This is a genomic window from Thioalkalivibrio sp. XN8, from assembly GCF_011058255.1.
In the GTDB taxonomy this organism is placed as follows: Bacteria; Pseudomonadota; Gammaproteobacteria; order Steroidobacterales; family XN24; genus XN24.
The window spans coordinates 13,091-35,564 of sequence record NZ_JAALFH010000063.1 but is presented as its reverse complement, the minus strand read 5'-3'; the positions used below and the strand labels follow the sequence as shown (position 1 = coordinate 35,564).

General features: G+C 68.8%; 23 protein-coding genes. 14 read left to right on the top strand and 9 right to left on the bottom strand.

Going from position 1 to position 22,474, the window contains the following annotated elements; all coding sequences use genetic code 11:
- From G6N75_RS10045 to G6N75_RS10005, 9 genes are all read left to right on the top strand, one after another.
- On the top strand, positions 1 to 880 hold an 880-nt coding region (locus tag G6N75_RS10045), incomplete at its 5' end, for a peptidoglycan DD-metalloendopeptidase family protein (RefSeq protein WP_165348224.1).
- A gap of 86 nt (positions 881 to 966) precedes the next feature.
- Positions 967 to 2,187, top strand: a complete 1,221-nt coding sequence (locus G6N75_RS10040; protein ID WP_165348223.1) for a S41 family peptidase — start codon at positions 967 to 969, stop codon at positions 2,185 to 2,187.
- Positions 2,181 to 3,260 (top strand): GGDEF domain-containing protein, encoded by a 1,080-nt coding sequence (locus tag G6N75_RS10035; RefSeq protein WP_165348222.1) that lies wholly within the window; start codon positions 2,181 to 2,183, stop codon positions 3,258 to 3,260. Before G6N75_RS10040 ends, G6N75_RS10035 begins: the two co-directional genes overlap by 7 nt.
- A gap of 38 nt (positions 3,261 to 3,298) precedes the next feature.
- Complete coding sequence (locus G6N75_RS10030; RefSeq protein WP_165348221.1) at positions 3,299 to 3,754, top strand: DUF2214 family protein; 456 nt, start codon at positions 3,299 to 3,301, stop codon at positions 3,752 to 3,754.
- Positions 3,751 to 4,509: a 2-phosphosulfolactate phosphatase gene (locus tag G6N75_RS10025; RefSeq protein ID WP_165348220.1), complete on the top strand. Its 759-nt coding sequence runs from the start codon at positions 3,751 to 3,753 to the stop codon at positions 4,507 to 4,509. The genes G6N75_RS10030 and G6N75_RS10025 overlap by 4 nt, the downstream gene beginning before the upstream one ends.
- Positions 4,510 to 4,553: 44 nt before the next feature.
- On the top strand, positions 4,554 to 5,459 hold the full coding sequence (ppk2, locus tag G6N75_RS10020) for a polyphosphate kinase 2 (RefSeq protein WP_165348219.1): 906 nt from the start codon (positions 4,554 to 4,556) through the stop codon (positions 5,457 to 5,459).
- 26 nt (positions 5,460 to 5,485) lie between these two features.
- Positions 5,486 to 5,788: an encapsulin-associated ferritin-like protein gene (locus G6N75_RS10015; protein ID WP_165348218.1), complete on the top strand. Its 303-nt coding sequence runs from the start codon at positions 5,486 to 5,488 to the stop codon at positions 5,786 to 5,788.
- Positions 5,789 to 5,814: 26 nt separating this feature from the next.
- The gene (locus G6N75_RS10010; protein ID WP_165348217.1) at positions 5,815 to 6,507 is read left to right on the top strand and encodes a VC0807 family protein; all 693 of its coding nucleotides are present in this window, start codon (positions 5,815 to 5,817) and stop codon (positions 6,505 to 6,507) included.
- Positions 6,508 to 6,517: 10 nt separating this feature from the next.
- Entirely contained in the window at positions 6,518 to 6,895 is a 378-nt protein-coding gene (locus G6N75_RS10005) for a phage holin family protein (protein WP_165348216.1), read from the top strand.
- 3 nt (positions 6,896 to 6,898) lie between these two features.
- On the opposite strand, the gene G6N75_RS10000 is transcribed toward G6N75_RS10005, so the two are convergent.
- Positions 6,899 to 7,807, bottom strand: coding sequence for an EamA family transporter (locus G6N75_RS10000; RefSeq protein WP_165348215.1), 909 nt, complete (start codon positions 7,805 to 7,807; stop codon positions 6,899 to 6,901).
- Positions 7,808 to 7,948: 141 nt separating this feature from the next.
- Between G6N75_RS10000 and G6N75_RS09995 the strand changes: the two genes are divergently transcribed.
- Genes G6N75_RS09995 through G6N75_RS09985 form a run of 3 tightly spaced genes read left to right on the top strand, consistent with a single transcriptional unit; the run spans position 7,949 to position 12,661 of the window.
- A complete protein-coding gene (locus G6N75_RS09995) occupies positions 7,949 to 9,418 on the top strand; it encodes a peptide MFS transporter (RefSeq protein WP_165348214.1) in 1,470 nt (489 codons plus the stop codon).
- 26 nt (positions 9,419 to 9,444) lie between these two features.
- Entirely contained in the window at positions 9,445 to 12,327 is a 2,883-nt protein-coding gene (locus G6N75_RS09990; RefSeq protein WP_165348213.1) for a M16 family metallopeptidase, read from the top strand.
- Between the two features lie 31 nt (positions 12,328 to 12,358).
- On the top strand, positions 12,359 to 12,661 hold the full coding sequence (locus G6N75_RS09985) for a DUF1244 domain-containing protein (RefSeq protein WP_165348226.1): 303 nt from the start codon (positions 12,359 to 12,361) through the stop codon (positions 12,659 to 12,661).
- Here G6N75_RS09985 and tatC read toward each other — a convergent pair.
- Genes tatC through dtd form a run of 4 tightly spaced genes read right to left on the bottom strand, consistent with a single transcriptional unit; the run spans position 12,658 to position 14,537 of the window.
- Positions 12,658 to 13,428: a twin-arginine translocase subunit TatC gene (tatC, locus tag G6N75_RS09980; RefSeq protein WP_165348212.1), complete on the bottom strand. Its 771-nt coding sequence runs from the start codon at positions 13,426 to 13,428 to the stop codon at positions 12,658 to 12,660. The genes G6N75_RS09985 and tatC overlap by 4 nt on opposite strands.
- Positions 13,406 to 13,762: a Sec-independent protein translocase protein TatB gene (gene tatB / locus G6N75_RS09975; protein ID WP_206203061.1), complete on the bottom strand. Its 357-nt coding sequence runs from the start codon at positions 13,760 to 13,762 to the stop codon at positions 13,406 to 13,408. Before tatB ends, tatC begins: the two co-directional genes overlap by 23 nt.
- Before the next feature lie 5 nt (positions 13,763 to 13,767).
- A complete protein-coding gene (gene tatA / locus G6N75_RS09970; RefSeq protein WP_165348210.1) occupies positions 13,768 to 14,010 on the bottom strand; it encodes a Sec-independent protein translocase subunit TatA in 243 nt (80 codons plus the stop codon).
- A gap of 59 nt (positions 14,011 to 14,069) precedes the next feature.
- A complete protein-coding gene (dtd, locus tag G6N75_RS09965; protein ID WP_165348209.1) occupies positions 14,070 to 14,537 on the bottom strand; it encodes a D-aminoacyl-tRNA deacylase in 468 nt (155 codons plus the stop codon).
- A 277-nt stretch (positions 14,538 to 14,814) separates the two neighbouring features.
- Here dtd and G6N75_RS09960 point away from each other — a divergent pair, with 277 nt between their 5' ends.
- Positions 14,815 to 15,612 (top strand): UDP-2,3-diacylglucosamine diphosphatase, encoded by a 798-nt coding sequence (locus tag G6N75_RS09960; RefSeq protein ID WP_165348208.1) that lies wholly within the window; start codon positions 14,815 to 14,817, stop codon positions 15,610 to 15,612.
- Positions 15,609 to 16,604: a glycosyltransferase family 1 protein gene (locus G6N75_RS09955; RefSeq protein WP_165348207.1), complete on the top strand. Its 996-nt coding sequence runs from the start codon at positions 15,609 to 15,611 to the stop codon at positions 16,602 to 16,604. The genes G6N75_RS09960 and G6N75_RS09955 overlap by 4 nt, the downstream gene beginning before the upstream one ends.
- 37 nt (positions 16,605 to 16,641) lie before the next feature.
- On the opposite strand, the gene G6N75_RS09950 is transcribed toward G6N75_RS09955, so the two are convergent.
- Genes G6N75_RS09950 through uvrD form a run of 4 tightly spaced genes read right to left on the bottom strand, consistent with a single transcriptional unit; the run spans position 16,642 to position 22,117 of the window.
- Positions 16,642 to 16,968 carry a tetratricopeptide repeat protein gene (locus G6N75_RS09950; RefSeq protein WP_165348206.1) on the bottom strand — a complete coding sequence of 109 codons (327 nt, stop codon included), beginning with the start codon at positions 16,966 to 16,968 and terminating at the stop codon, positions 16,642 to 16,644.
- Entirely contained in the window at positions 16,968 to 18,497 is a 1,530-nt protein-coding gene (locus G6N75_RS09945) for a TrkH family potassium uptake protein (RefSeq protein ID WP_165348205.1), read from the bottom strand. Before G6N75_RS09945 ends, G6N75_RS09950 begins: the two co-directional genes overlap by 1 nt.
- A gap of 15 nt (positions 18,498 to 18,512) precedes the next feature.
- Positions 18,513 to 19,925 carry a Trk system potassium transporter TrkA gene (gene trkA, locus G6N75_RS09940; protein ID WP_165348204.1) on the bottom strand — a complete coding sequence of 471 codons (1,413 nt, stop codon included), beginning with the start codon at positions 19,923 to 19,925 and terminating at the stop codon, positions 18,513 to 18,515.
- Positions 19,926 to 19,960: 35 nt separating this feature from the next.
- Positions 19,961 to 22,117: a DNA helicase II gene (gene uvrD / locus G6N75_RS09935; RefSeq protein ID WP_165348203.1), complete on the bottom strand. Its 2,157-nt coding sequence runs from the start codon at positions 22,115 to 22,117 to the stop codon at positions 19,961 to 19,963.
- Positions 22,118 to 22,474 lie beyond the last annotated feature (357 nt).

The window sequence follows — 22,474 nt, the reverse complement described above, 5'->3', positions numbered from 1 at the left end:
GCGGGACGAGCTGGCCCAGCGCCGGGCCGGCCTCGCCGCGTCCCTGTCCGGCGACGTCGAGGCGCTCGGCCGGGAATTGCGGGCGGCCTGGCTGGCCGGCCGGGAGCCGCGCCTGAAAGTCGCGCTGAACCAGCAGGATCCGGCCCGGCTCGGGCGGATGCTGGCGTGGTACCGCTACGTGGCTGCCGATCGCAGCGCCCGGATCGACGCGCTGCGGGAGCGGCTCGCGGAGCTGGCTGCCGTGACCGAGGCCCTGGAGGCGGAGCGCGCGCGCCTGGCGGCCGTGGAGGCGAGGCAGGAACAGGCGCTGGCCGAGCTGGATCGGGCGCGCGCGGCCCGGGCCGAACAGGTCGCGGTCCTGAACGCCGACCTCGCGCGGCGGGAGGCCGAGAACGCGCGCCTGCGGGAAGAAGCGGCGGCACTGGAGCAGCTGCTGGAAGAACTGCGCGCCGCCGTGGTCGACCTGCCGATCCCGGAGGCGGAGCCCTTCCCGCGCCAGAAAGGGCGGCTGGCCTGGCCGGTCGAGGGCGCGCTGTTGCGGGCCTTCGGCAGCCGCCGCGGCGAAGGTCCCCCGGCCAACGGCATCGTGATCGGCGCCGAGCGGGGCAGCGAGGTCAGGGCCGTGTGGCACGGGCGGGTGGCCTATGCGGACTGGCTGCCCGGACTCGGCCTGTTGCTGGTGCTGGAGCACGGCGACGGCTTCATGAGCCTCTACGGCCACAACGAGGCCCTGTTCGGCGCCGTGGGCGACTGGGTCGGCGCGGGGCAGGTGCTGGGCCGGGTCGGCGACAGCGGCGGGCGTGACCAGGCCGGCCTCTACTTCGAGATCCGCAACGGCATGCAGCCGGAGAACCCCCAGGGCTGGTTGCGCCGGCCCTGAAGGGTGCCGCGCAGGCGGCCCCGCCGCGGGGCCCGCGGACCCCGATTTCTGCTATGTTCAGCCCCTGAACTTGCCCGGGTTGGCCCATGAAGCCGTTGCTGCTGCGTGCCCTGCTTGCTGTCTGGCTCGGCGCCGTGCTGGGAATCTCGATTTCCCTGGCGACCGGCGTCATTGCCCGTGATCCGGCGCCGCCGCCCGCCGGACCGCAGCTCGGCAGCGACCTGCTCGCCGAGGTCATGGCGCGCGTGCGCAGCGACTATGTCGACCCGGTAGACGAACAGGACCTGGCCGAGGCAGCCGTCCGCGGCCTCATCACGGAGCTCGACCCCCACTCCGCGCTGCTCGATGCGCGCGAGTACCGCGACGTGCGCATCAGCACCAGCGGCCGCTACACCGGGGTCGGGATGGAGATCGCCGTCGCGGACGACAGCGTGGTCGTGGTGGCGCCGGTCGAGGGCGGGCCGGCTGCTGCCGCCGGCATCCGGCCCGGCGACGTCATCTTTGCCATCGACGGCCTGGGCGTCGGCCCCGCGAATCTCGCCGATACCTCGCGCCGGCTGCGGGGCGAACCGGGCAGCCAGGTGTCCCTGGGTATCCGGCGGCCTGGTGAGCGGCACCCTTTCACCCTGGTGCTGACCCGCAGCGAGATCGAGCTGGACAGCGTGCGCGGCGAGCGGCTGGCCGGCGACACCGCTTACCTCAGGATTACCCAGTTCACCGATGAAACGCCGGCCGAGCTTGCGGCGGAACTCGCCGCGCTGCGTGCGGCTGGCGGCGAGCTGCGCGGCCTCGTGCTCGACTTGCGGGACAATCCCGGCGGGGTGCTGGAAGCGGCCATCGAGGTCAGCGACGCTTTCCTCGACCGCGGCCTGATCCTGGCGGCCGACGGCCGGGCCGAAGATGCGCGGTTTCTGGCCGAGGCGCGGCCCGGGGACCTGGCCCGCGGCCTGCCGATGAGCGTGCTGGTCAACAAGGGCTCGGCCTCGGCGGCCGAGATCGTCGCCGGCGCCCTGCAGGACCACGGCCGGGCGCTGATCGTCGGCGAGACCACCTTCGGCAAGGGCAGCGTGCAGACCATCATTCCGCTCTCGGACGGCCGGGCGATCAAGCTGACGACCTCGCGCTACTACACGCCGTCGGGACGCTCGATCCATGCCAGCGGCATCCGGCCGGACCTCCTGGTGCCGGCCGGAAGCGACAACGGCAGCGACCCGCAGCTGGCGGCCGCGCTGCGGGCCCTGGCGCGGGAGACGGCTCCCGCCGGGCCGCCGGCGATCGCCGGGCTCGGGATCTCGTGCCGGTGCTGACCCGCTTGTTGCGCGACCTGGACGCGCAGGTCGACCAGAAAGAGTTGCGCGGCATGGCCCGGGACACCGACGCCGGCGCCTGGCTGATGCTGGTGCTGGCCGGCGTCTATCTCCTCTCCCCCGGCGCCGAGGTGGTCTACCCCCAGGTCGTGGGTGTCGCTTTCGCCCTGTACCTCTGTTTCGCCCTCGCCATCCGCTGGGTGCCGCCGCTGCGCCGCGCCACGCGCCGCCGCATCCTGGTCGAACTGCTCGGGATGGTCGCCTTCGTCACTGTCTTCCTCGCCTCGGTCGATGCCCACGCCCCGCTGCTGCTGATGCTCTACCTGCCGCCGGTGATCATCGCGGCGCTGGCGCTCAGCCGCTGGTACACCCTCGGGATCACGGTGTTCAGCGTGGCCGGCTTCCTGGGCGCGACGATGGTCCGCGCCAAGGGCGTGCTGCCCCCGGGCGGCGAGCTGGTGGAGATCGGCGTCGCCCTCGCGCCCTTCCTGCTGGTGGCCTATGTGACGGCTGTGCTGGCCCACGAGGTCGAGACCGCCAAGGAGCGCATCCGCGTCTTGTCCGAGACCGACGAGCTGACCGGCCTGTGCAACCTGCGTTCCTTCTCGCGGCAGCACCGGCAGGAGCACGAGCGCGCCCTGCGCCACCGGCGGGCGTACGCGGTGGTGATGATGGACCTGAACGGCCTGAAGCAGATCAACGACACCTGGGGCCACGAGGTCGGCGATCGCGCCCTCATCCTGTTCGCCAACATCATCGCGCGGCTGACCCGCACCACCGACGCCGCCGGCCGGATCGGGGGCGACGAGTTCGCGGCGCTGCTCACGGAGACCGACGCCGAGCAGGCCGCCCGGGTCGTCCATCGCATCCGCGCCGCGGTCGAGCGGTCCACCATCGAGGTCGGCGGCCACATGCTCCGGCTGTCGGTGGCGCTCGGAATCGCCACCTTCCCGCACGACTCCGAGGACTCGCGGGAGCTGATCGCCGCGGCCGATGCCGCCATGTACCGAGACAAGGAGGCCCGCCGCCGGGAGCTGCTCGCCGAAGTGACGAGTGCGGGCGAAGTGGTTTAGGGTAGCGCCACCTTCTGTCCCGACCCTGGAGAACCACCATGGCTGGCGTGCTGACTCTCGCCTGGCTGCATTACCTCGGCATCATGTTCCTGGCCGCCGCGCTGGTGGCGGAGCACCTGCTGTTCTCGCCCCGGCCCGACCTGAAGACGGCGCGCAAGCTGGTCACGGTGGACCTGATCTACGGCGTGACGCTGGCCGTGGTGCTCGTGACGGGCATTGCCCGGCTGTTCCACGGCGGCAAGGGCGTCCTGTTCTACATGCAGAACGCCGCCTACCACGCCAAGTTCACGCTGTTCATCGTCATGGCGCTGCTGTGGCTGTATCCGGCCTTCAAGTTCCTGGGCTGGCGCCGGACCTTGAAGAGCGGCCAGACGCCGGCGCTCGCCGACGGCGAGGCCCGCCGGGTGCTGATGATGATCCGTGTCCAGCTGCTGATCCTGGTCGTGCTGCCGCTGCTGGCGGCGATGATGGCGCGGGGCGTCTGGTCGACATGACCGCGGGCCGGCCCCGCGCCGGCTGGCACCCGGAGGTCCGCACGCTCCACCTGCTCGAGGGCGCCCGGGCGGCCACCGGGCTGGTAGTCGTCATCGACGTGTTCCGGGCCTTCACGCTGGCGCCCTGCGCGGTCGCGCGGGGCGCCAGCCGTATCCGGCTGGTGGCCACGCCCGGAGAGGCGCTGGCGCTGAAGGCGGCTGAGCCCGGCCTGGTGCTCGCCGGGGAGCGGGACGGCAAGCCGTTGCCGGGCTTCGACTTTCCCAACTCGCCGGCCGCGATCCTCGGCGCCGACCTGGCGGGGCGGACCGTCGTCCTGCGGACCAGCGCCGGGGTCCAGGGGCTCCTGGCGGTCGATCCCGCCTGCGAGGTCCTGGCCGGGAGCTTCATCAACGCCGCCGCCACCGTGGCCCGGATCCGCGCCCGCCGCCCGTCCCGGCTGTCGCTGGTGTGCATGGGCTGGAACGGGATCGAGCGCAGCGCCGAGGACGAGGCCTGCGCCGCCTACCTCGCGCGGGCCGTGGCCGGCGACCCGCCGCCGTTCGAGCCGATCCGCGCCGCCCTGCGCCGGGACCCCGGCGGGGCCAAGTTCTTCGACCCGGCGCAGCCCTGGTTCCCGGCCGAGGACTTCGACGTCTGCCTGCGGCTGTCCGCCCTGGACTTCGCCCTGCGGCGCGTGATCGACCCCGAGGGCCGCGCCTGGTTGGAGCCCGTGAGGGCGTCCACGGATGCGGAGGAGACGCGCGGAGCGCTATAGTGTGGGCTCGTGCCGCGCCGCTGGCGGCGTCGAAGGACGACAGCATGAGCAAGCCCAAGAAAAAGAAGAAGGCCGTCCCCGAAACCCCGACGGTAGCCGTTTGTCCGGTCCTCTCCCTCAGCAATCTTTATGACCGCCCGCTCGGCCGGCCGGAGGCGTGGTACGACGGCCACGGGCGGCTCAAGAAGAAGCCCTACGAGCAGCAGCTGGCGCTGCTACAGGTCGAGCTGGTCAAGATGCAGGAATGGGTGCGGCATACCGGGCGGAAGGTCGTCGTGATCTTCGAGGGACGCGACGCGGCCGGCAAGGGCGGCGCCATCAAGCGGGTGGTCGAGAAGCTGAACCCGCGGGTGTGCCGGATTGCGGCCCTGCCGGTGCCGACCGAGCGCGAGCAGCAGCAGTGGTATTTGCAGCGTTACGTCGCGCACCTCCCTAGCGGCGGCGAAATCGTGCTGTTCGATCGCAGCTGGTACAACCGCGCGCTGGTCGAGCGCGTAATGGGCTTCTGCAGCGACCAGGAGTACCGGGATTTCGTGCGCTCGGTGCCGGAATTCGAGCGCATGCTGGTCCGCTCCGGCACGCTGCTCATCAAGTACTGGTTCTCGATCAGCGACGACGAGCAGGAGCGGCGCTTCCAGGCCCGGGTCCACAATCCGCTCAAGCGCTGGAAGCTTTCGCCCATGGACCTGGAATCGCGGCGGCTGTATCGCGAGTACTCGGTCGCCAAGGACGAGATGATGGAGTTCTCCGACATTCCCGAGGCGCCGTGGTGGACGGTCCCGGCGGACGACAAGCTGCGGGCGCGCCTGAACTGCATCGCCCACCTGCTTTCCTGCGTCCCCTACGAGGACGTGATGCCGGATCCGCCGTCCCTGCCGCCGCGCGAGAAGGCGCCGGAGCACCGGCGGCCGCACGTGCAGCGGCAGAATTTCACTCCCATCATTTATTGACCTAGAGCACCGCACAAGGAGGCAACATGGCCAACGAGGGCTATCACGAGCCGGTAGAGGAACTGTCCGACGAAACCCGGGACATGCATCGCGCCATCATCTCGCTGATGGAGGAGCTCGAAGCGGTCGACTGGTATAACCAGCGTGTCGACGCCTGCAAGGACGAGGAGCTGAAGGAAATCCTCGCCCACAATCGGGACGAGGAGAAGGAACACGCCGCGATGGTGCTGGAATGGATCCAGCGCCGCGACTCCTTCTTCTCCAAGGAGCTGAAGGAACGCCTGTTCAGCAGCGGTCCGATCGCCCACCACGACGACGACGACCACTGAGCTGCCCCCGGGACGGAACGACTGCCGTGAGCGCCGCCGCCGAGCCCCGTGAGAGCGTCCTGCTCTCGTTGGGCGTCAATATTGCGATCCCCGCTTTCATCCTCATGAAACTGTCGGGGGAGGAGCACCTGGGCCCGGTGGCGGGCCTGGTGGTGGCGCTCGCCTTTCCGCTGGCCTACGGCACCTGGGACTTCCACCGCCGGCGCGAGTGGAATTTCGTTTCGGTGCTGGGCTTTGTCAGCGTGCTGCTGACGGGCGGGATCGGCCTGCTGCAGCTCGACCCGAAGTGGATCGCGGTCAAGGAAGCGGCGGTCCCCGCAGCGATCGGGTTGGCGGTCCTGGTGTCCCTCTACAGCCCGTATCCCATCATCCGGACCTTCCTCTACAACGACAAGATCATCCGCGTGGCCGAGGTGGACGCGGCGCTCGCGGAACGCAACAACCGCGCGGCCTTCGACCGGACGCTGGTCCACGCTTCCTGGATGCTGGCAGCCTCCTTCTTCCTCTCCTCGCTGCTGAATTTCGTGCTGGCCAAGATCATCGTCCGGAGCCCGCCGGGCACCAGCGCCTTCAACGAGGAGCTGGGCCGGATGACGGCCCTGTCCTACCCGGTCATCGTGATTCCCTCGATGGCCATCATGATCGCCGCCCTGTGGTACCTGTTCCAGAGCATCCGCCGCCTGACCGGCCTGGGCTTCGAGCAGATCCTCAGGAGCTGAGGAGGATTCCATGAACGGATTCCTGGTACGCATGCTCATTTCCGCCATTTCGCTGTGGCTGGCCGACGTGTTGCTGGACGGCATCCACCTGGAGGGTGCTCTCACGGTCCTGGGCGCGGCCCTGATGCTCGGCGTCGTCAACGCCGTGATCCGCCCGATCGTGGTGCTGCTCACCCTGCCGCTGACCATCATCACGCTCGGCCTGTTCCTGCTGGTCGTGAACGCAATGATGCTCGGCCTGGTCGCGGCCATCTTTCCGGGCTTCAGCATCAGCGGGTTCTGGAGCGCGGTGTTCGGGGCCATTTTCGTCAGCTTCTTCAGCTGGCTGGCCTCGGCCTTCATCGGCCCGGCGGGCCGTTACGAGGTGATCGTCGTCCGCCGCGACTGAGCCTCAGCGCCGGCCCACGGCGCGGGCGCTGATGCTGACCCAGGCGACGGCCGCGATGATCACGGCCATGCCCGCCAGCTGCAGGCGGGTGAGCGCCTCGTCGAGCAGCCACCAGCCGAGCAGGGTGGCGATCGCCGGGTTGACGTAGGCGATGGTGCCGAGGCGCGCCGGCGTGGTCTGCCGGATCAGCCACATGTAGGTCGCGTAGGCGATGCAGGAGCCGAACACGGTGAGGTACAGCAGGCCGCCGATACCCGGCAGCGTCCACTGCCACCGGGCCAGCTCGCCGCTGAGCACGCCGGCGACGACCAGCACCGCGCCGCCGACCAGCATCTGGCACGCGATGAACATCAGCGGCCTGACGCTGACCTCGGTGTTGCGGCTGTACATCGTGCCCCACGACCAGGCGATGGTGGACAGGAAGATCGCCACCTTCGGCCAGAACAGCTCCCCCTCCGGATCGGGCCCGGACGCCTCGGGCCAGACCATCAGCGCGGTGCCGCACAGGCCCGCCAGCAGGCCCAGCCGGGTCGAGGCGCTCAACGGCACGCCCCGGCGCCCGAAGGTGCCGAACCATGCGGTGAACAGGGCGCCGCTGGCGACGATCAGCGCCGCCTGGTTGGACGGCACCCATTGCTCCGCCCAGGTCACGACCCCGTTGGCCAGCACGATGAAGGCGAGACCCAGCACGGCCGCGGTGCGCCAGTCCGCCAGCGTACGCGGTGGCCGCTGGCCGCGCGCCAGCGCTACGGCGCCCAGGATCAGACCGGCCAGGAGGAAGCGGACGCCGGCGAGCAGGCCGGGCGGCAGGTCCTGCACGGCGATGCGGATTGCGAGGTAAGTCGAGCCCCACACGAGGTACACCACGGCAAAGGCCGCGACCAGGGCGAGACGGGAGGCGACTGGATCCATGACGTCCTCGGGCGGGAAGCCCGCCATTGTAATGCTGCGCCGGGCCCCGGCGCAGCACGCCGGCGCATGCCGCTATAATGCGCAGCCACGCCGCCCGGCCGCCGGCCGGCGGACATCCATTGCAGGAGAGGAACTCGCCAGATGAACCAAGCCCCGCGTGCCGGTGACTTCCTCGGTCACCCCAAAGGCCTGTTCCTGCTCTTCAGCACCGAGCTGTGGGAGCGCTTCAGCTACTACGCCATGCGCGCCATCCTGGTCCTGTACCTGGTCGACCAGGTGCAGTCCGAGGGCGGCTTCGGCCTCGGCTGGACCAACGCCGAGGCCCTCAGGCTCTATGCCTGGTTCACGGGCCTGGTCTACATCACCCCGCTGATCGGCGGCTGGCTGGCCGACAACTACCTCGGCCAGCGCAAGGCGATCCTGCTGGGCGGCGCGCTGATGGCCGCCGGCCAGTTCCTGCTCGGCACGCCCCATGCGTGGGTTCCGGGCATGGAGCTCACGGTGTTCTACCTCGGTATCGCCACCCTGGTCGCCGGTAACGGCCTGTTCAAGCCGAACATCTCGACCATGGTCGGCGACCTGTACGAGCAGGGCGACCATCGGCGTGACGGCGCCTTCACCATCTTCTACATGGGCATCAACATCGGCGCCGCCCTCTCGGGCATCGTGGTCGGCATCGTGGTGGCCATGTGGGGCGGTAACTGGCAGGCCGGCTTCGTCTGCGCCGGCATCGGCATGCTGCTGTCGCTGGTGATCCAGGCGGTGTGGGCGCAAAAACTGCTTGGCGACATCGGCATCGAGCCGGCGGCGCAACGCGACCGGCGCGAGAACGCGCGCGCCCTGGGCGAGCGGGTGGCCCTGACTGCGGTGGAGCGCGACCGCCTCAAGGTCATCCTGGTGCTCGGCCTGTTCACCATCGTCTTCTGGGCCGGCTTCGAGCAGGCCGGCGGGCTGATGAACATCTACACCCACGAATTCACCGACCGCGTGCTGCTGGGCTTCGAGATCCCGACCACCTGGTTCCAGAGCCTGAACCCGGTGTTCATCGTGGTGTTCGCCCCCGTGATCGCCGCGCTCTGGGTGAAGCTCGGACCCCGCGAGCCGACCTCGCCGGTGAAGTTCGCCATGGGCCTGGCCCTGCTCGGCGTCGGTTTCCTGTTCATGGTCGGCGCAGTGCTGGAGCAGGGTGGCGACGCGTCGGTGAAGACCAGCATGATGTGGCTGGTCGGCGCCTACTTTTTCCACACCATGGGCGAGCTGTGCCTGTCGCCGATCGGCCTCTCCATGGTCACCAAGCTGGCCCCGCTGCGCCTGGCCTCGCTGATGATGGGCGCCTGGTTCGGCTTCATCGCCATGGCCAACTACCTGGCCGGCTTCATCGGCTCCTTCATCGGCCATGGCGACTCGCAGTCGCAGGTGGAGAACGCCATGAGCATCTTCGGCGGCCTGGCCGCGGCGGCGATCCTCGCCGGCGTGGTGCTGTGGTTCCTCGCCGACAAGCTGGTGGACTGGATGCATGGGGCCGAGACCAAGGTGAACGTGGACCAGTTCGAGGACGAGGTGGCGGTCACGGCCGCCCACGAGGCGCTGCCCGAGAGCCGCACGCCCTGAACGCCCCGCCGGGGAGGAGATCTAGAATGCAGACATTGAGACTGGGCGTGGCCCTGCCGATGCTTACTTTCGCGGCGCTCGCTGTAGCCAGCCCCGTGTCGCAGGCGACCGAGGCCGCCCCCGATACCCAGGCGGTATTCGACCTGCCGCGCCAGGAGCGAGAGCTGCCGAACGGGCTCAAGGTCATCGTCGTCAAGACGGCCTATCCCGACATCGTCAGCCTGCAGATCCCGGTGCAGACGGGCTCGCGCAACGAGGTCGAGCCCGGCAAGACCGGCTTCGCCCACTTCTTCGAGCACATGATGTTCCGCGGCACCGAGAACGTGTCGCCGGCGGAGTTCAATGCGGCGCTGAAGCGCGCGGGCGCCGACATCAACGCCTACACCACGGACGACTACACCAACTACCACATCGATTTCACCAAGGCCGACCTCGAGACGATCCTGGCGCTGGAAGCGGACCGGTTCATGAACCTGTCCTACGGCGAGGACGTGTTCCGCACCGAGGCGCTGGCGGTCAAGGGCGAGTACATCAAGAACAGCGCCAACCCGATTCGCAAGCTGTTCGAGCAGGTGCGGGACGCGCACTACGAGAAGCACACCTACAAGCACACCACGATGGGCTTCTTCGAGGACATCGTGGCGATGCCGGAGCAGTACGAGTACTCGAAGCTGTTCTTCGACCGCTGGTACCGCCCGGAGAAGGCGGCCATCGTGCTGGTGGGAGACCTCGAGTTCGAGCCGACCTTCGCCCTGGTGGAGAAGTACTTCGGTGCGTGGGAACGCGGCAGCTACGAGGCGCAGATCCCGGTCGAGCCGCCGGGGACCGGCCCGACCTCGGTCTATGTGCCGCTGGAGACGCCGGCGCAGCCCTGGATCGCGGTCGCCTTTCGCGGCCCGGGCTTCGACCCGAACGACGCCGACACCGCGGCCATCCGCGTGCTGGCCCAGCATTACTTCTCGGATAACTCGGCGCTGTACCGCAAGCTGGTGCTGGAGCGCCAGGTGGTCGACCAGATGTTCTCCTACATGGGGATGAACCGGGACCCGGGGCTGTTCTGGGTGATGGCCCGGATCACCGACCCCGCGGCCGCTGAGGAGGTGCGCGACGAGATCCTCGCCACTTTCGCCGGGGCGCGGACCGAGACCATCCCCCCGGCGGAGCTGGAGCGGATCAAGAAGCGCATGCGCTACGGCTTCCTGGCCGGGCTGGACAACTCGGTGGACATCGCCGGCGAGCTTGCCCAGGTGGTCCAGTACGACCGCACCGTCGAGACCATCAACCAGCTCTACGACAGTTTCGCAGCGCTCGAGCCGGCCGACCTGCAGGCCGCGGCCGGGCGCCATTTCCGCGACGATGTCCGCACCATCGGCGTGATCGCCGAGGGCGACTCGCTGGCGGGGCTGGAAGCCGGCGGCCCGTCCGTGGACGCGCTGGCGGCTGCGGCCGCCGCGGGCGCGCCGGCGGGCTTCGCGCTGGTCGAGCGCCGCAGCCCGAGCTCGCCGCTGGTCGATGTCTCCTTCGCGTTCCGCGCCGGCGCCGCGCTGGATCCCCCGGGCAAAAAGGGCCTGGCGCAGCTCACCGCGATGATGATCGCCGACGGCGGCTCGGCGGCGCGGCCGATCGACGAGATCAGGGACGCGTTCTACCCGATGGCTGCCGGCTTCGGCGTGCAGGTGGGCAAGGAGATGGCGACCTTCGGCGGCACCGTGCATCGCGACAACCTCGAAGCCTGGTATGCGCTGGTCGCCGAACAGCTGCTCACGCCGGGCTGGCGGGAAGAGGACTTCAGCCGCCTCAGGACGCAGCTGGTGAACGCCATCGTCTCGGACCTGGTGGCGAACAACGACGAGGAGCTGGGCAAGGAAGCGCTGTACCAGTACATCTATGGCCCGGCCCATGCCTACGGCACGCTCACGCTGGGGCTGGTAGAGGATGTCCAAGGGCTGACCCTGGATGACGTCAGGGCCTTCCATGCCGCGCACTTTTCGCCGGCGAACCTGACCGCGGGCCTGGCCGGCGGCTATCCCGAGGATTTCGCGGCGCGGTTGCGCCGCGACCTGGCGGGCCTGCCGACCGGGACGGCCGCCGTGATCGAGCCGGGCGCCCCGCCCGCGATCACCGGGCACCAGGCGCTGATCCTCGAGAAGGAGACCATGGCGCACGCCGTGTCCTTCGGGTTCCCGATCGAGCTCAAGCGCGGCGATCGCGACTGGGTCGCGCTGTGGCTGGCGACCCAGTGGCTGGGCCAGCACCGTAGCCAGAATTCCCATCTCTATGACCGCATCCGCGAGCAGCGCGGCATGAATTACGGCGACTACGCCTACATCGAGTACTTCCCGCGCGGCATGTACCTGACCCAGCCCGACCCGAACCTGTACCGCCAGCAACAGATCTTCCAGGTCTGGCTGCGCCCGCTGACGGGCAACGATACGGCGCACTTCGCCACCCGGGTCGCCATGTACGAGCTGGACAAGCTCATCCGCGAGGGGCTCACGGCCGAGCAGTTCGAGGCCACCCGCACGTTCCTCGACAAGTGGGTGGCGCAGCTGGTCAGCGCGCAGCCCGCCCTGCTCGGCTATGCCATCGACAGCGCCTGGTACGGCATTCCCGACTTCCCCGCCTACGTGCGCGGGGAGCTGGCGCGCCTGACGGTCGAGGACGTCAACCGGGTGATCCGCGAGCATTTCTCGACCGAGGACGTAAAGTTCGTCTTCATCACGCCTGATGCGGCCGACCTGAAGCAACGCCTGGTCGAGAACCGGCCGTCCCCGATGACCTACAACTCGCCCAAGCCGGCGGAGCTGCTGGCCGAAGACAAGGTGATCGAGGTGCTGCCGCTGGGCTTCACCGCGGACTCCGTCCGGATCGTGCCGGCCGATAGCGTCTTCCGGCGCCCGGCGCAATGAACCAGGGGAGAACGACCCGATGAGCGAGAAAATCGACCCGGCCACCCGTACCGAGATCGAGGCGGCGGCCTTCCGCAAGCTGGTCGAGCACCTGCGGAAGTACCCGGAGGTCCAGAACCTGGACCTGATGAACCTGGCCTATTTCTGCCGCAACTGCATGTCGAAGTGGTATCGCGGCGCCGCGGCAGAGCGCGGCGTCGAGCTGGACTACGACGAGGCGCGGGAGATCGTGTATGGCATGCCCTACGCGGACTACAAGCGGCGCTACCAGCGCGAAGGCACGCCGGAGCAGCTCGAGAAGTTCGCCGCGGCGGAGCGGAAGGCGACGCCCTAGCTTTCGCGCTGCTGCGCCTCCACTTCCTTGTGCCCCGGCACCATGATCCGGGCCATGATGATGCCCGCCTCGAACAGGATGTAGACCGGGACCGCCAGCAGCGTCTGCGAGATGATGTCGGGCGGGGTCAGCAGCATCCCGAGGACAAAGGCGCTGAGGAGGACGTAGGGCCTCTTCTGGCCCAGCTTGGCCGGGGTCGTGAAGCCCGCCCACACCGCGAGCACCGTCGCCACCGGCACCTCGAAAGCGAGGCCGAAGGCGAAAAACAGCGCCAGCACGAAATCCAGGTAGGCCGTGATGTCGGTCATCACCGCCACCCCGGAGGGCGCCACCGCCGTGAAAAAGCCGAACATCAGCGGGAACACCACGTAATAGGCGAAGGCCACGCCGGCGTAGAACAGCAGGATGCTCGAGGCCATCAGCGGCAGCATCAGCCGCCGCTCGTGCTTGTACAGCCCGGGCGCCACGAAGGCCCAGGCCTGGTAGAGCAGGAACGGCATCGCCAGGAACACGGCGACCGCCAGCGACAGCTTGAACGGCGTCAGGAAAGGGGAGGCGACCTGGGTCGCGATCATGCTGGTGCCTTCGGGCAGCCGGTCCATCAGCGGCGTGGCGACGAGGGTGAACAGGTGCTCGGCGAAGGGCACCAGGCAGACGAACAGCACCAGGATGACGATCACCATCTTCAGGAGCCGGTTGCGCAGCTCCATCAGGTGAGACAGCAGGGTGCCCTCGCCCAGGCCGCTACTCTTTTCCGGCTCGCTCATCCGGCTTGTCCTTTACCTCAGCGGCCGCGTCGCGCTGCTTGTCGCTGGCTGCCGCGAGCGCTTCCTCTTCGGCCTGCTGGGCCGCTTCGGCAGCTTCCTGCACCGGCGTCTTCGGCGGCGCCGGTTTCTTCGCGGCGCCGGACTTGCCTTCCTTGAGCTCGACCTCTTTGGCGAGCTCGCGTTCCACCTGCATGCGCAGGCTCCGCGCCATGAACTTGGCGCGGCCCGCCCAGTTGCCGATCGTGCTGACGATGCCGGGCAGCCGCTCGGGCCCCAGGATCAGCAGGGCCAGCAGCATGATCAGCGATAGTTCCCAGAACCCGATGTCGAACATCGGCGTCAGGCCTTGGTCTCGTCCTTTTCCTTGGCCTTGTTTTCAGGGAAGTCGGCGTCGGGCTTGCTCTGGTCGGCAAGTTGCTCCTTCTCCGCCTCGGACTCCCCGTCCTGCATGGAATTGCGGAAGCCCTTCACGGCGCCGCCGAGATCCGAGCCGATGTTCTTCAGCCGCTTGGTGCCGAAGATCAGGACGACGATCAAGAGAATGATCAGCAATTGCCACAGACTGATGCCACCGAGACCCATGTAATCCTCCGGTTCAACGGTTCAGGGCCGAGCCGGCCCGCAAGGCAGGCAATCATACGCTAAGTCGCGCGGTTGTTGCTGCCGTCCGGGCGCGCCTGCAGCCACAGCGTGACCGGCCCGTCGTTCACCAGCGCAACCTCCATGTGAGCCCCGAAGCGCCCGGTTTCGACCGGCGCATGGCGGCGGCGGGCCGCGGCCGCCAGGGCTTCGAACAGGCGCTCCCCGTCCGCCGGGTCGGCTGCCGGGGTAAAGCTCGGGCGCATGCCCTTGCGGGTGTCGGCAGCCAGCGTGAACTGCGACACCAGCAGCAGCCCGCCGCCGGTGTCCGCCAGCGCCAGTTTCATGCGGCCTTCCGGATCCTCGAACACCCGGTAGCCGACGATCCGCTCCGCCAGGCGCTCGGCCTGGGCCGCGGTATCGCCGCGCTCGACGGCCGCCAGCACCAGCAACCCCGGGCCGATGGCGGCGATGGTCTCACCGTCCACCCGCACGGAGGCCTCCAGCACGCGCTGGAGCAGCGCGATCATGCAGCGCCCCTGGTGGAGTGCAGACTCGACTCGAAGTCGATCACATAAGCCCCCGAAAAATCGAGTGTAACCACGAAGCGCGCTCCATGAGCCCATTGAGGACCATAGATTCCCACCCGATAGTCAAACCCCACTAAGTGGGAATATATAAAAGAAAATGGCCATACATGCCGGGGTTGGTGGGATTCTGGGCGGTACATGGAATTGTCACCTCCCGGAGACGCGACGGTAACGGTAAGGCGCGATGGTGCCGGCGGGCAAGTGCTGGAGGCTTTTCATGTCCGTCCACAACCTGCGTCCGCTGAATTTCCGTACCGTGTTCATCTCTGACGTCCACCTCGGCTCGCGCGGCTGCCAGGCAGGCATGCTGCTCGATTTCCTGCGTTCGGTGCGTTGCGACACCCTCTACCTGGTCGGCGACATCGTCGACTTCTGGAGCCTCAAGCGGGGCTTCTACTGGCCGCAGGAGCACAACGACGTGCTGCGCACGGTCCTCGGGATGGCGCGCCACGGCACCCGGGTGGTGTACGTGCCGGGCAATCACGACGAGCTGTTCCGCGATCACCTCGACACCGTCTTCGGCAATATCGAGATCCGCGAGCGCAGCATCCACCAGACCGCGGACGGCCGCCGCCTGCTGGTCCTGCACGGCGACGAGTTCGACGGCGTGGTGCGCTGCAGTCCCTGGCTGGCGCGGGTCGGCGCCCACGCCTACGATTTCCTCATCTGGCTCAACCGCTACCTGAACGCCTTCCGGCGCCAGTTCGGCTACGGCTACTGGTCGCTGGCGGCTTTCCTCAAGCACCGGGTCAAGAACGCGGTACAGTACATCGGCGACTTCGAACAGGCCGTGGCGCGAGCGGCGCGCGAGGAAGGCGTGGACGGCCTGGTCTGCGGTCACATCCACCGTCCGGAGGTGCGCATGGTCGACGACGTGCTGTACTGCAACGACGGCGACTGGGTGGAGAGCTGCTCGGCGCTCGCCGAGCATCGCGACGGCCGCCTGGAGCTGCTGCACTGGGCGGAGATTCGCGGCCGCGAACCCGTCGCGGCGCCGCTGGAGACCGCTGCGTGAGGATAGCGCTCGTCACCGACGCCTGGCTGCCCCAGACCAACGGCGTGGTGCGCACCCTCCGGGAGACCACGCGCTGCCTGGAAGCAGCCGGTCACACCGTGCGGGCGGTCACGCCGATGCCGTTTCGCACCTTTCCCTGCCCGACCTATCCGGAGATCCGCCTCGCGGCCTGGCCGAAACGCCGGGTGGGGCGAATCCTGGACGACTTCGCGCCGGACGCCGTCCACATCGCCACCGAGGGTCCGATCGGCCTGGCCGGGCGGCGCTGGTGTCGCGAGCGCGGCCAGGTCTTCACTACCTCCTTTCACACGCGCTTCCCGGAATACGTGCGCCTGCGCGCGCCCATCCCGGTCGACTGGACCTGGCGCATGCTGCGTTGGTTTCACGACGCCGGGCAGCGGACCCTGGTCCCGACGCGTACCCAGCAGGACGAGCTGGCCGGGCGGGGCTTTCACAACCCGGTCGTCTGGGGCCGCGGGGTGGACACCGGCCTGTTCCGCCCGGAGCTGCGCGGCGAACTCCCCGGTGCGGGGCCGCACCTGATGTACATGGGACGCGTCTCGGTGGAGAAGAACATCGAGGCTTTCCTCCGTTTGCGCACGCCGGGCACCAAGTGGGTCGTCGGCGGCGGCCCGGCACTCGATTCCTTCCGCCAGGCCTGGCCGGAGGTCAACTTCGTCGGCCCCAAGTACGGCGAGGACCTCGCGACCTGGCTGGCGTCGGCCGACGTGTTCGTCTTCCCCAGCCGCACCGACACCTTCGGGATCGTGCTGCTGGAGGCGATGGCCTGCGGGCTGCCGGTGGCTGCCTACCCCGTGCCGGGGCCGCGGGACGTGGTGGCCGAGGACGTGAGCGGCGTGCTCGACGAAGACCTGGAACAGGCGGTCGAGCGTGCGCTGCGGCTGGATCGCCGCGCCTGCCGCGAGCACGCGCTGGGCCATACCTGGGAACGCGCGACGGAACAGTTCTGCAGCTATCTCGAGCCGGTCTGACGCGGCGCCGGACGACCGGCGGCAGGCCGGTCCCCGCTCAGGCGCTTGCGCCGCCGCTGTGCTTGCGCAGCCGCTTCAGGAACACCTGCATTTCCTTCGCCGCCTGCACGTCGCCGCGCGCCTCGGCGGCTTCGATGCCGTTTTGCCAGGCCGAGGCCGCGCCGGCGCGGTCCCCCTGTTCCGCCAGGGCGCGGCCGAGCAGCTTCCACGCCGCCGAATAGCCCGGATCATGTTCCACGGCGCGGCGGAAGTGGCCCGCCGCCGCGGCCGCGTCCGCTTCCTTGAGGCAGGCGTTGCCCAGGGAGAAGCGCAACAGCGCGTCGTCACGTCCGTCCGCCAGCAGTTTTTCCAGCGCCGCCCGCATCAGCGCCGCCAGAACTCCGGCGTTAGCAGCACCAGCAGGGTGAAGATCTCGAGCCGCCCGAGGATCATGCCCAGCACGCCCACCCACTTCGCCGCGGCCGGCACCGACGCGAAGGTAGAACTCACCTCCCCCAGGCCGGGGCCGAGGTTGTTCAGCGTGGCGGCCACGGCCGAGAAGGCGGTCACCTGGTCGAGGCCAATGAACATCATGGCTGCCATCAGGAGACAGAACACCACCACGTACACCGAGAAAAACCCCCAAATGGCCTCCGTGACCCGGCTCGGCACGCCGCGGTCGCCGAGCCGCACGGTCATCACGGCGTTGGGATGCAGCAGGCGCGCCAGCTCCCGCCAGCCCTGCTTGACGATCAGCAGCCAGCGCAGCACCTTCATGCCTCCGGAGGTGGACCCCGCACACCCGCCGATGAAGCTGGCCAGGATCAGCAGCACCGGCAGTGCGCCGGGCCAAACGGAGAAATCTGCAGACGCGAATCCGGTGGTCGTGCCCACGGAGACCGACTGGAAGACCGCCTTGGTCAGTGACTCGCCGGGTGTGTGATGCCCCTTCAATGCGAGGTAGCCGGCGATGGTGGCGATGAGGCCGGCCTGGATGATCAGGAAGGCGCGGAATTCCGGGTCCTGCAGGTAGCCGTTGATTGCATCGGACCAGGAAACCCGACGCCGGTGCGGCCACTCGAAACGGGGGCGCCCGCCCTGCACCTGGAACCGGATGTCGGGAATAACCCGCCGCATGGCGTAGAAATGCAGCGCGAAGCTGGTGGCGCCGAGCAGCATGAACAGGGCGCCGAGCCATTCGAGCAGCGGGCTATTGTAGTGGCCGAAGCTGGCGTCGTGGGTGGAGAACCCGGCCGTAGCGATCGTGCTGAACGCGTGCCCAATTGCGTCGAACCACTCCATGCCCGCCAGGTTGTAGGCTATGGCGCAGATGGTGGTGAGCAGCACATAGGTGATCCACAGGGCCTTGGCTGTCTCGGTGATGCGCGGCGTGAGCTTGGTGTCTTTCATCGGGCCCGGCGTTTCGGCCCGGTAGAGCTGCATGCCGCCAATACCGAGCACGGGCAGGATCGCGACGGCCAGCACGATGATCCCCATGCCGCCGAACCAATGCGTTTGCTGGCGGTACCACAGGACGGAGTGCGGCAGGGTGTCGAGGCCGCTGAGGACGGTGGCCCCGGTGGTCGTGAAGCCTGACACCGCTTCGAACACCGCGTCCGTGAAACTCATGTCCGGCATTTCCACCAGCAGCAGCGGTACGGCGCCGGCAAAGCCGAGCACCACCCAGAAACCCGCCACCACCAGGAAGCCGTCGCGGATGCGCAGCTCGGCCCGGTGTCGGCGCAGGGGCAGGTACAGCGCGAGCCCCGCGGCGAGGATGATGAGGAAGGCCTGGAGGAATGCCGCCCCCCCGCCGTCGCCGTAGATCCATGCCACCACGGCCGGCGGCAGCATGGTCAGGCTGAACAGGGCCAGCAACAGGCCGATGATGCGCAGTACGACGAGACCGTTCACGAAACTGGCGTCGCGTCAGGTGTAGGTCACGCTCACCTGGAACAGCTTCTCCACGGCGGGGATCTGGCTGCGATCGGTGAGGAACAGGATGACGTGGTCTTCGCGCAGGATCTCCGTGTCGTGGTGGGCCATCAGGACGTCGTTCTCCCGGACGATGGCGCCGATGGTGGTGCCCGGCGGCAGGGGCACCTCCTCGATGCGCTTGCCGACCACCTTCGAGGTCTTGTCGTCGCCATGCGCCACGGCTTCGATGGCTTCCGCGGTGCCGCTGCGCAGGGCGTGCACCTGGCCGACGTCGAGCCGCATGCCGCGGACCTTGGCCAGCAGCGCGCTGAGGGTGATCTCCTGGGGCGAGACGGCGATGTCGACGTACTGGTTCTCGACCAGCTTGGCGTAGGACGGCCGGTTGATCAGCGCAATCACGCGCGAGGCGCCCATCCGTTTGGCGAGGAAGGAGGACAGGATGTTCGCCTCCTCGGCGCTGGTGAGCGCGCAGAACACGTCCACCTTGTCGATGTTCTCCTCAAGCAGCAGCTTCTCGTCCACGGTGTCACCCGTCAGGACCACGGCGTGCTTGAGCCGCTCGGAGATGTAGCGGGCCCGGTCGTAATCCCGCTCGATGACCTTGACGCGGTTGGTGTTCTCCAGCCGCCGCGCCAGCTCGAAGCCGATGTGGCCGCCGCCGGCGATCATGATGCTGCGCGCCGGGTGCTCCAGCTTCAGCAATTCGCTCATCATCACCCGGATGTCCTTGCGCGCGGCAAGGAAGAACACCAGGTCGTTTTCCCGGATGACCGTGTCGCCCTCCGGCAGGATGGTCTCGTAGAGGGGCTCCTCGTTCCCCACCGGCGGGATGCTGCTCTGGCGGTAGATGGCCGCCACGCGGGCGTCGGTGTGCGGGATGTGCCGGCGCAGCTCGCGCAGCTCCTGCCCGATCAGTGGCCCGCCGGCCTTGGCCTTCAGGCCCACCAGGCGCACCCTGCCGTCGGCAAAGTCCAACACCTGGTGGGCGCCCGGATAATGGATCAGCTGCTCGATGTGCTCCGTGACGAGCTGCTCCGGGCTGATGATGGTGTCGACCGGCACGGCCTTGGCGCCGAACAGTTCCTGGCGGGAGGTGTACTCCGCGGCGCGGATGCGCGCGATGCGGACCGGCGTGCGGTAGAGGCTGAAGGCGATCTGGCAGGCGACCATGTTGGTCTCGTCGCTGTCGGTCAGCGCCACCAGGATGTCGGCGTCGGCGGCGCCCGCCTTCTCGAGCACCCGGGGGTGCGAGGCATGGCCCTGCACCGTGCGGATGTCGAGCCGGTCCTGCAGCTCGGCCAGCAGCCGGCCGTTGAGGTCGACGACGGTGATCTCGTTTTCGTCGGAGAGCGACTCGGCGGCGGTGGAGCCGACCGTGCCCGCGCCGAGGATGAGGATCTTCATGTGTTGGTATTCCGGCCTGGGCGGCGCTGCCGATGTTACATCAGTTCCAGGCGCGCGTAGGCCAGCACCAGCCATTTCGGCCCGGCGTCCTCGAAGTTCACCTGCACCCGGGCATGGCTGCCGTGGCCCTCGTGGCTGAGCACCACGCCCTCGCCGAACTGGCCGTGCCGCACCCGCTGGCCGAGCCGGATGCCGGACGGCGCCTCTTCCCGGAAGCGGCCGGCGGGCGCCGCGACGGGGCGCGAGATCTTGGCCGCCGGCCGGATCTCCTCCACCAGCTCCGGCGGCAGCTCGCCGATGAAGCGCGAGGGGATGCCGTAGTTGTCGATGCCGTGCAGGCGGCGCTGCTCGGCGTAGCTGAGATACAGCTCGCGCATCGCCCGGGTGGTGCCGACGTAGGCCAGCCGCCGCTCCTCCTCCAGCCCGTCCGGGTCCAGCAGGCTGCGCTTGTGCGGGAACAGGCCGTCCTCCAGGCCGGCGAGGAACACCACCGGGAACTCCAGGCCCTTGGCCGAGTGCAGGGTCATCATCTGGACGCACTGCTCCCAGGCGCCGCCCTGGTTCTCGCCGGCTTCCAGCGCCGCGTGGGCCAGGAACTCGTCCAGCGGCCGCATCTCGGAGTCGGGCTCCGGCTCGAAGCCGCGCGCGGCGCTGACCAGTTCCTCCAGGTTCTCCACCCGCGCCTCGCCGCGCTCGCCCTTCTCCTTGCCGTGGTGCGCGATGAGCCCGCTGGCCTGGATCACGTGGTCCACCTGCTCGTGCAGCTCCAGCCCGCGGGTGTCCTTGTCCAGGGCCTCGATCAGCACCAGGAAGGCGCGCAGGCATTGCGCCGCCCGCGCCGGCAGGCCGTCCGTGATGAGCGCGCCCGAGGCGCGCCACATCGAGGTCGCGTTGGCGCGGGCATAGTCGCGCAGCGCCTCCAGCGTCTTGGCGCCGATGCCGCGCGTCGGCAGGTTGACGATGCGCTCGAAGGCCGAGTCGTCGTCGCGGTTCGCCATCAGCCTGAGGTAGGCCAGCGCGTCCTTGATTTCCATGCGCTCGAAGAAGCGCAGGCCCCCGTACACGCGATACGGGATGCGCTGCTGGATGAGCGCTTCTTCAAACACCCGCGACTGGGCATTGGAGCGGTACAGCACGGCGATCTCGTTGGCGGCCGTGCCCTGGTCCAGCAGGCTGCGGATGCGCCCGACCACGAAGTCCGCCTCGTCGCGCTCGTTGTAGGCGGCGTACAGGCGGATCGGGTCGCCCTCGCGGCCTTCGGTCCAGAGTTTCTTGCCGAGCCGTTCGCGGTTGTGGGCGATCAGGGCATTCGCGGCGTTGAGGATGTTGCCGGTGGAGCGGTAGTTCTGCTCGAGGCGCACCATCCTCGTGCCCGGAAAGTCCTTGCGGAAGCGCCGGATGTGCTCCACCCGCGCGCCGCGCCAGCCATAGATGCTCTGGTCGTCGTCGCCGACGATGAAGGGCTTGCCGTCCTTGCCGGCCAGCAGCTTCAGCCACGCGTACTGGATGGCGTTGGTGTCCTGGAACTCGTCCACCAGGATGTGGCGGAAGCGGCGCCGGTAATGGTCGAGCAGCTGGGGATCGTGCTGCCACAGTTCATACGCCCGCAGCAGCAGCTCGGCGAAATCCACCAGCCCGCTCTGCTCGCACTGCGCCTGGTAAGCCTCATAGAGCTGGATGAACATGCGCCGGTTCGGGTCATTGCCGGCGTCGAGGTGCGCCGGCCGCAGCCCCTCGTCCTTGCGCGCGTTGATGAACCACTGCACCTCGCGCGGCACCCAGCGGTTCTCGTCCAGCTCCATGGACTTCAGCAGCCGGCGGATCAGCCGCAGCTGGTCCTCCGAGTCCAGCACGGTGAAGGTCTGCGGCAGCTTCGCCTCGCGCCAGTGCAGCCGCAGCAGGCGGTGGGCCAGCCCGTGGAAGGTGCCGACCCAGAGATTCGCCGCCGGCATGCCCAGCAAATGCTCGATCCGCGCCCGCATCTCGCCGGCCGCCTTGTTGGTGAAGGTCACCGCCAGCACGCCCCAGGGCGACACGCCCTCGACCTGCACCAGCCAGGCGATGCGATGCACCAGCACGCGCGTCTTGCCGCTGCCGGCCCCCGCCAGCACCAGCACCGGCGCGTCGGCCGGGGCCGTCACGGCTTCGCGCTGGGCGTCGTTCAGGGGGTCGAGTATGGGGGTGATGTCCATGGCCGGACATTGTACCCGGCCGGGTCTGCCGGCCGCCTCGCGACCGCGGTCGCCGAAGCCTGGAAGCCTGTCCGCGGCTGGCCATGACAGGGTCCTGCTCACTTGGAATTCTTATGCCGCTCGCAGGACCCTGTCATGCCCAGCCGCTGTGCCGGTGCCAGGCCCGGCGTTCGGGCGCAACCCGGCCAGCAGGAACCGCCCCAGCTCCGGGTCGTAGACCCGCCCGCCCATGTGGATCAGCCCGACCTGGTCCAGATGCTCGTGGCCGGTGAAACCGCGGGTCAGCAAGCACGGTTTGAGCCGAAGTTACAAGAACGCCTGGAAAACAAAACTCCCAACCACAAGCAAGACCGCCAG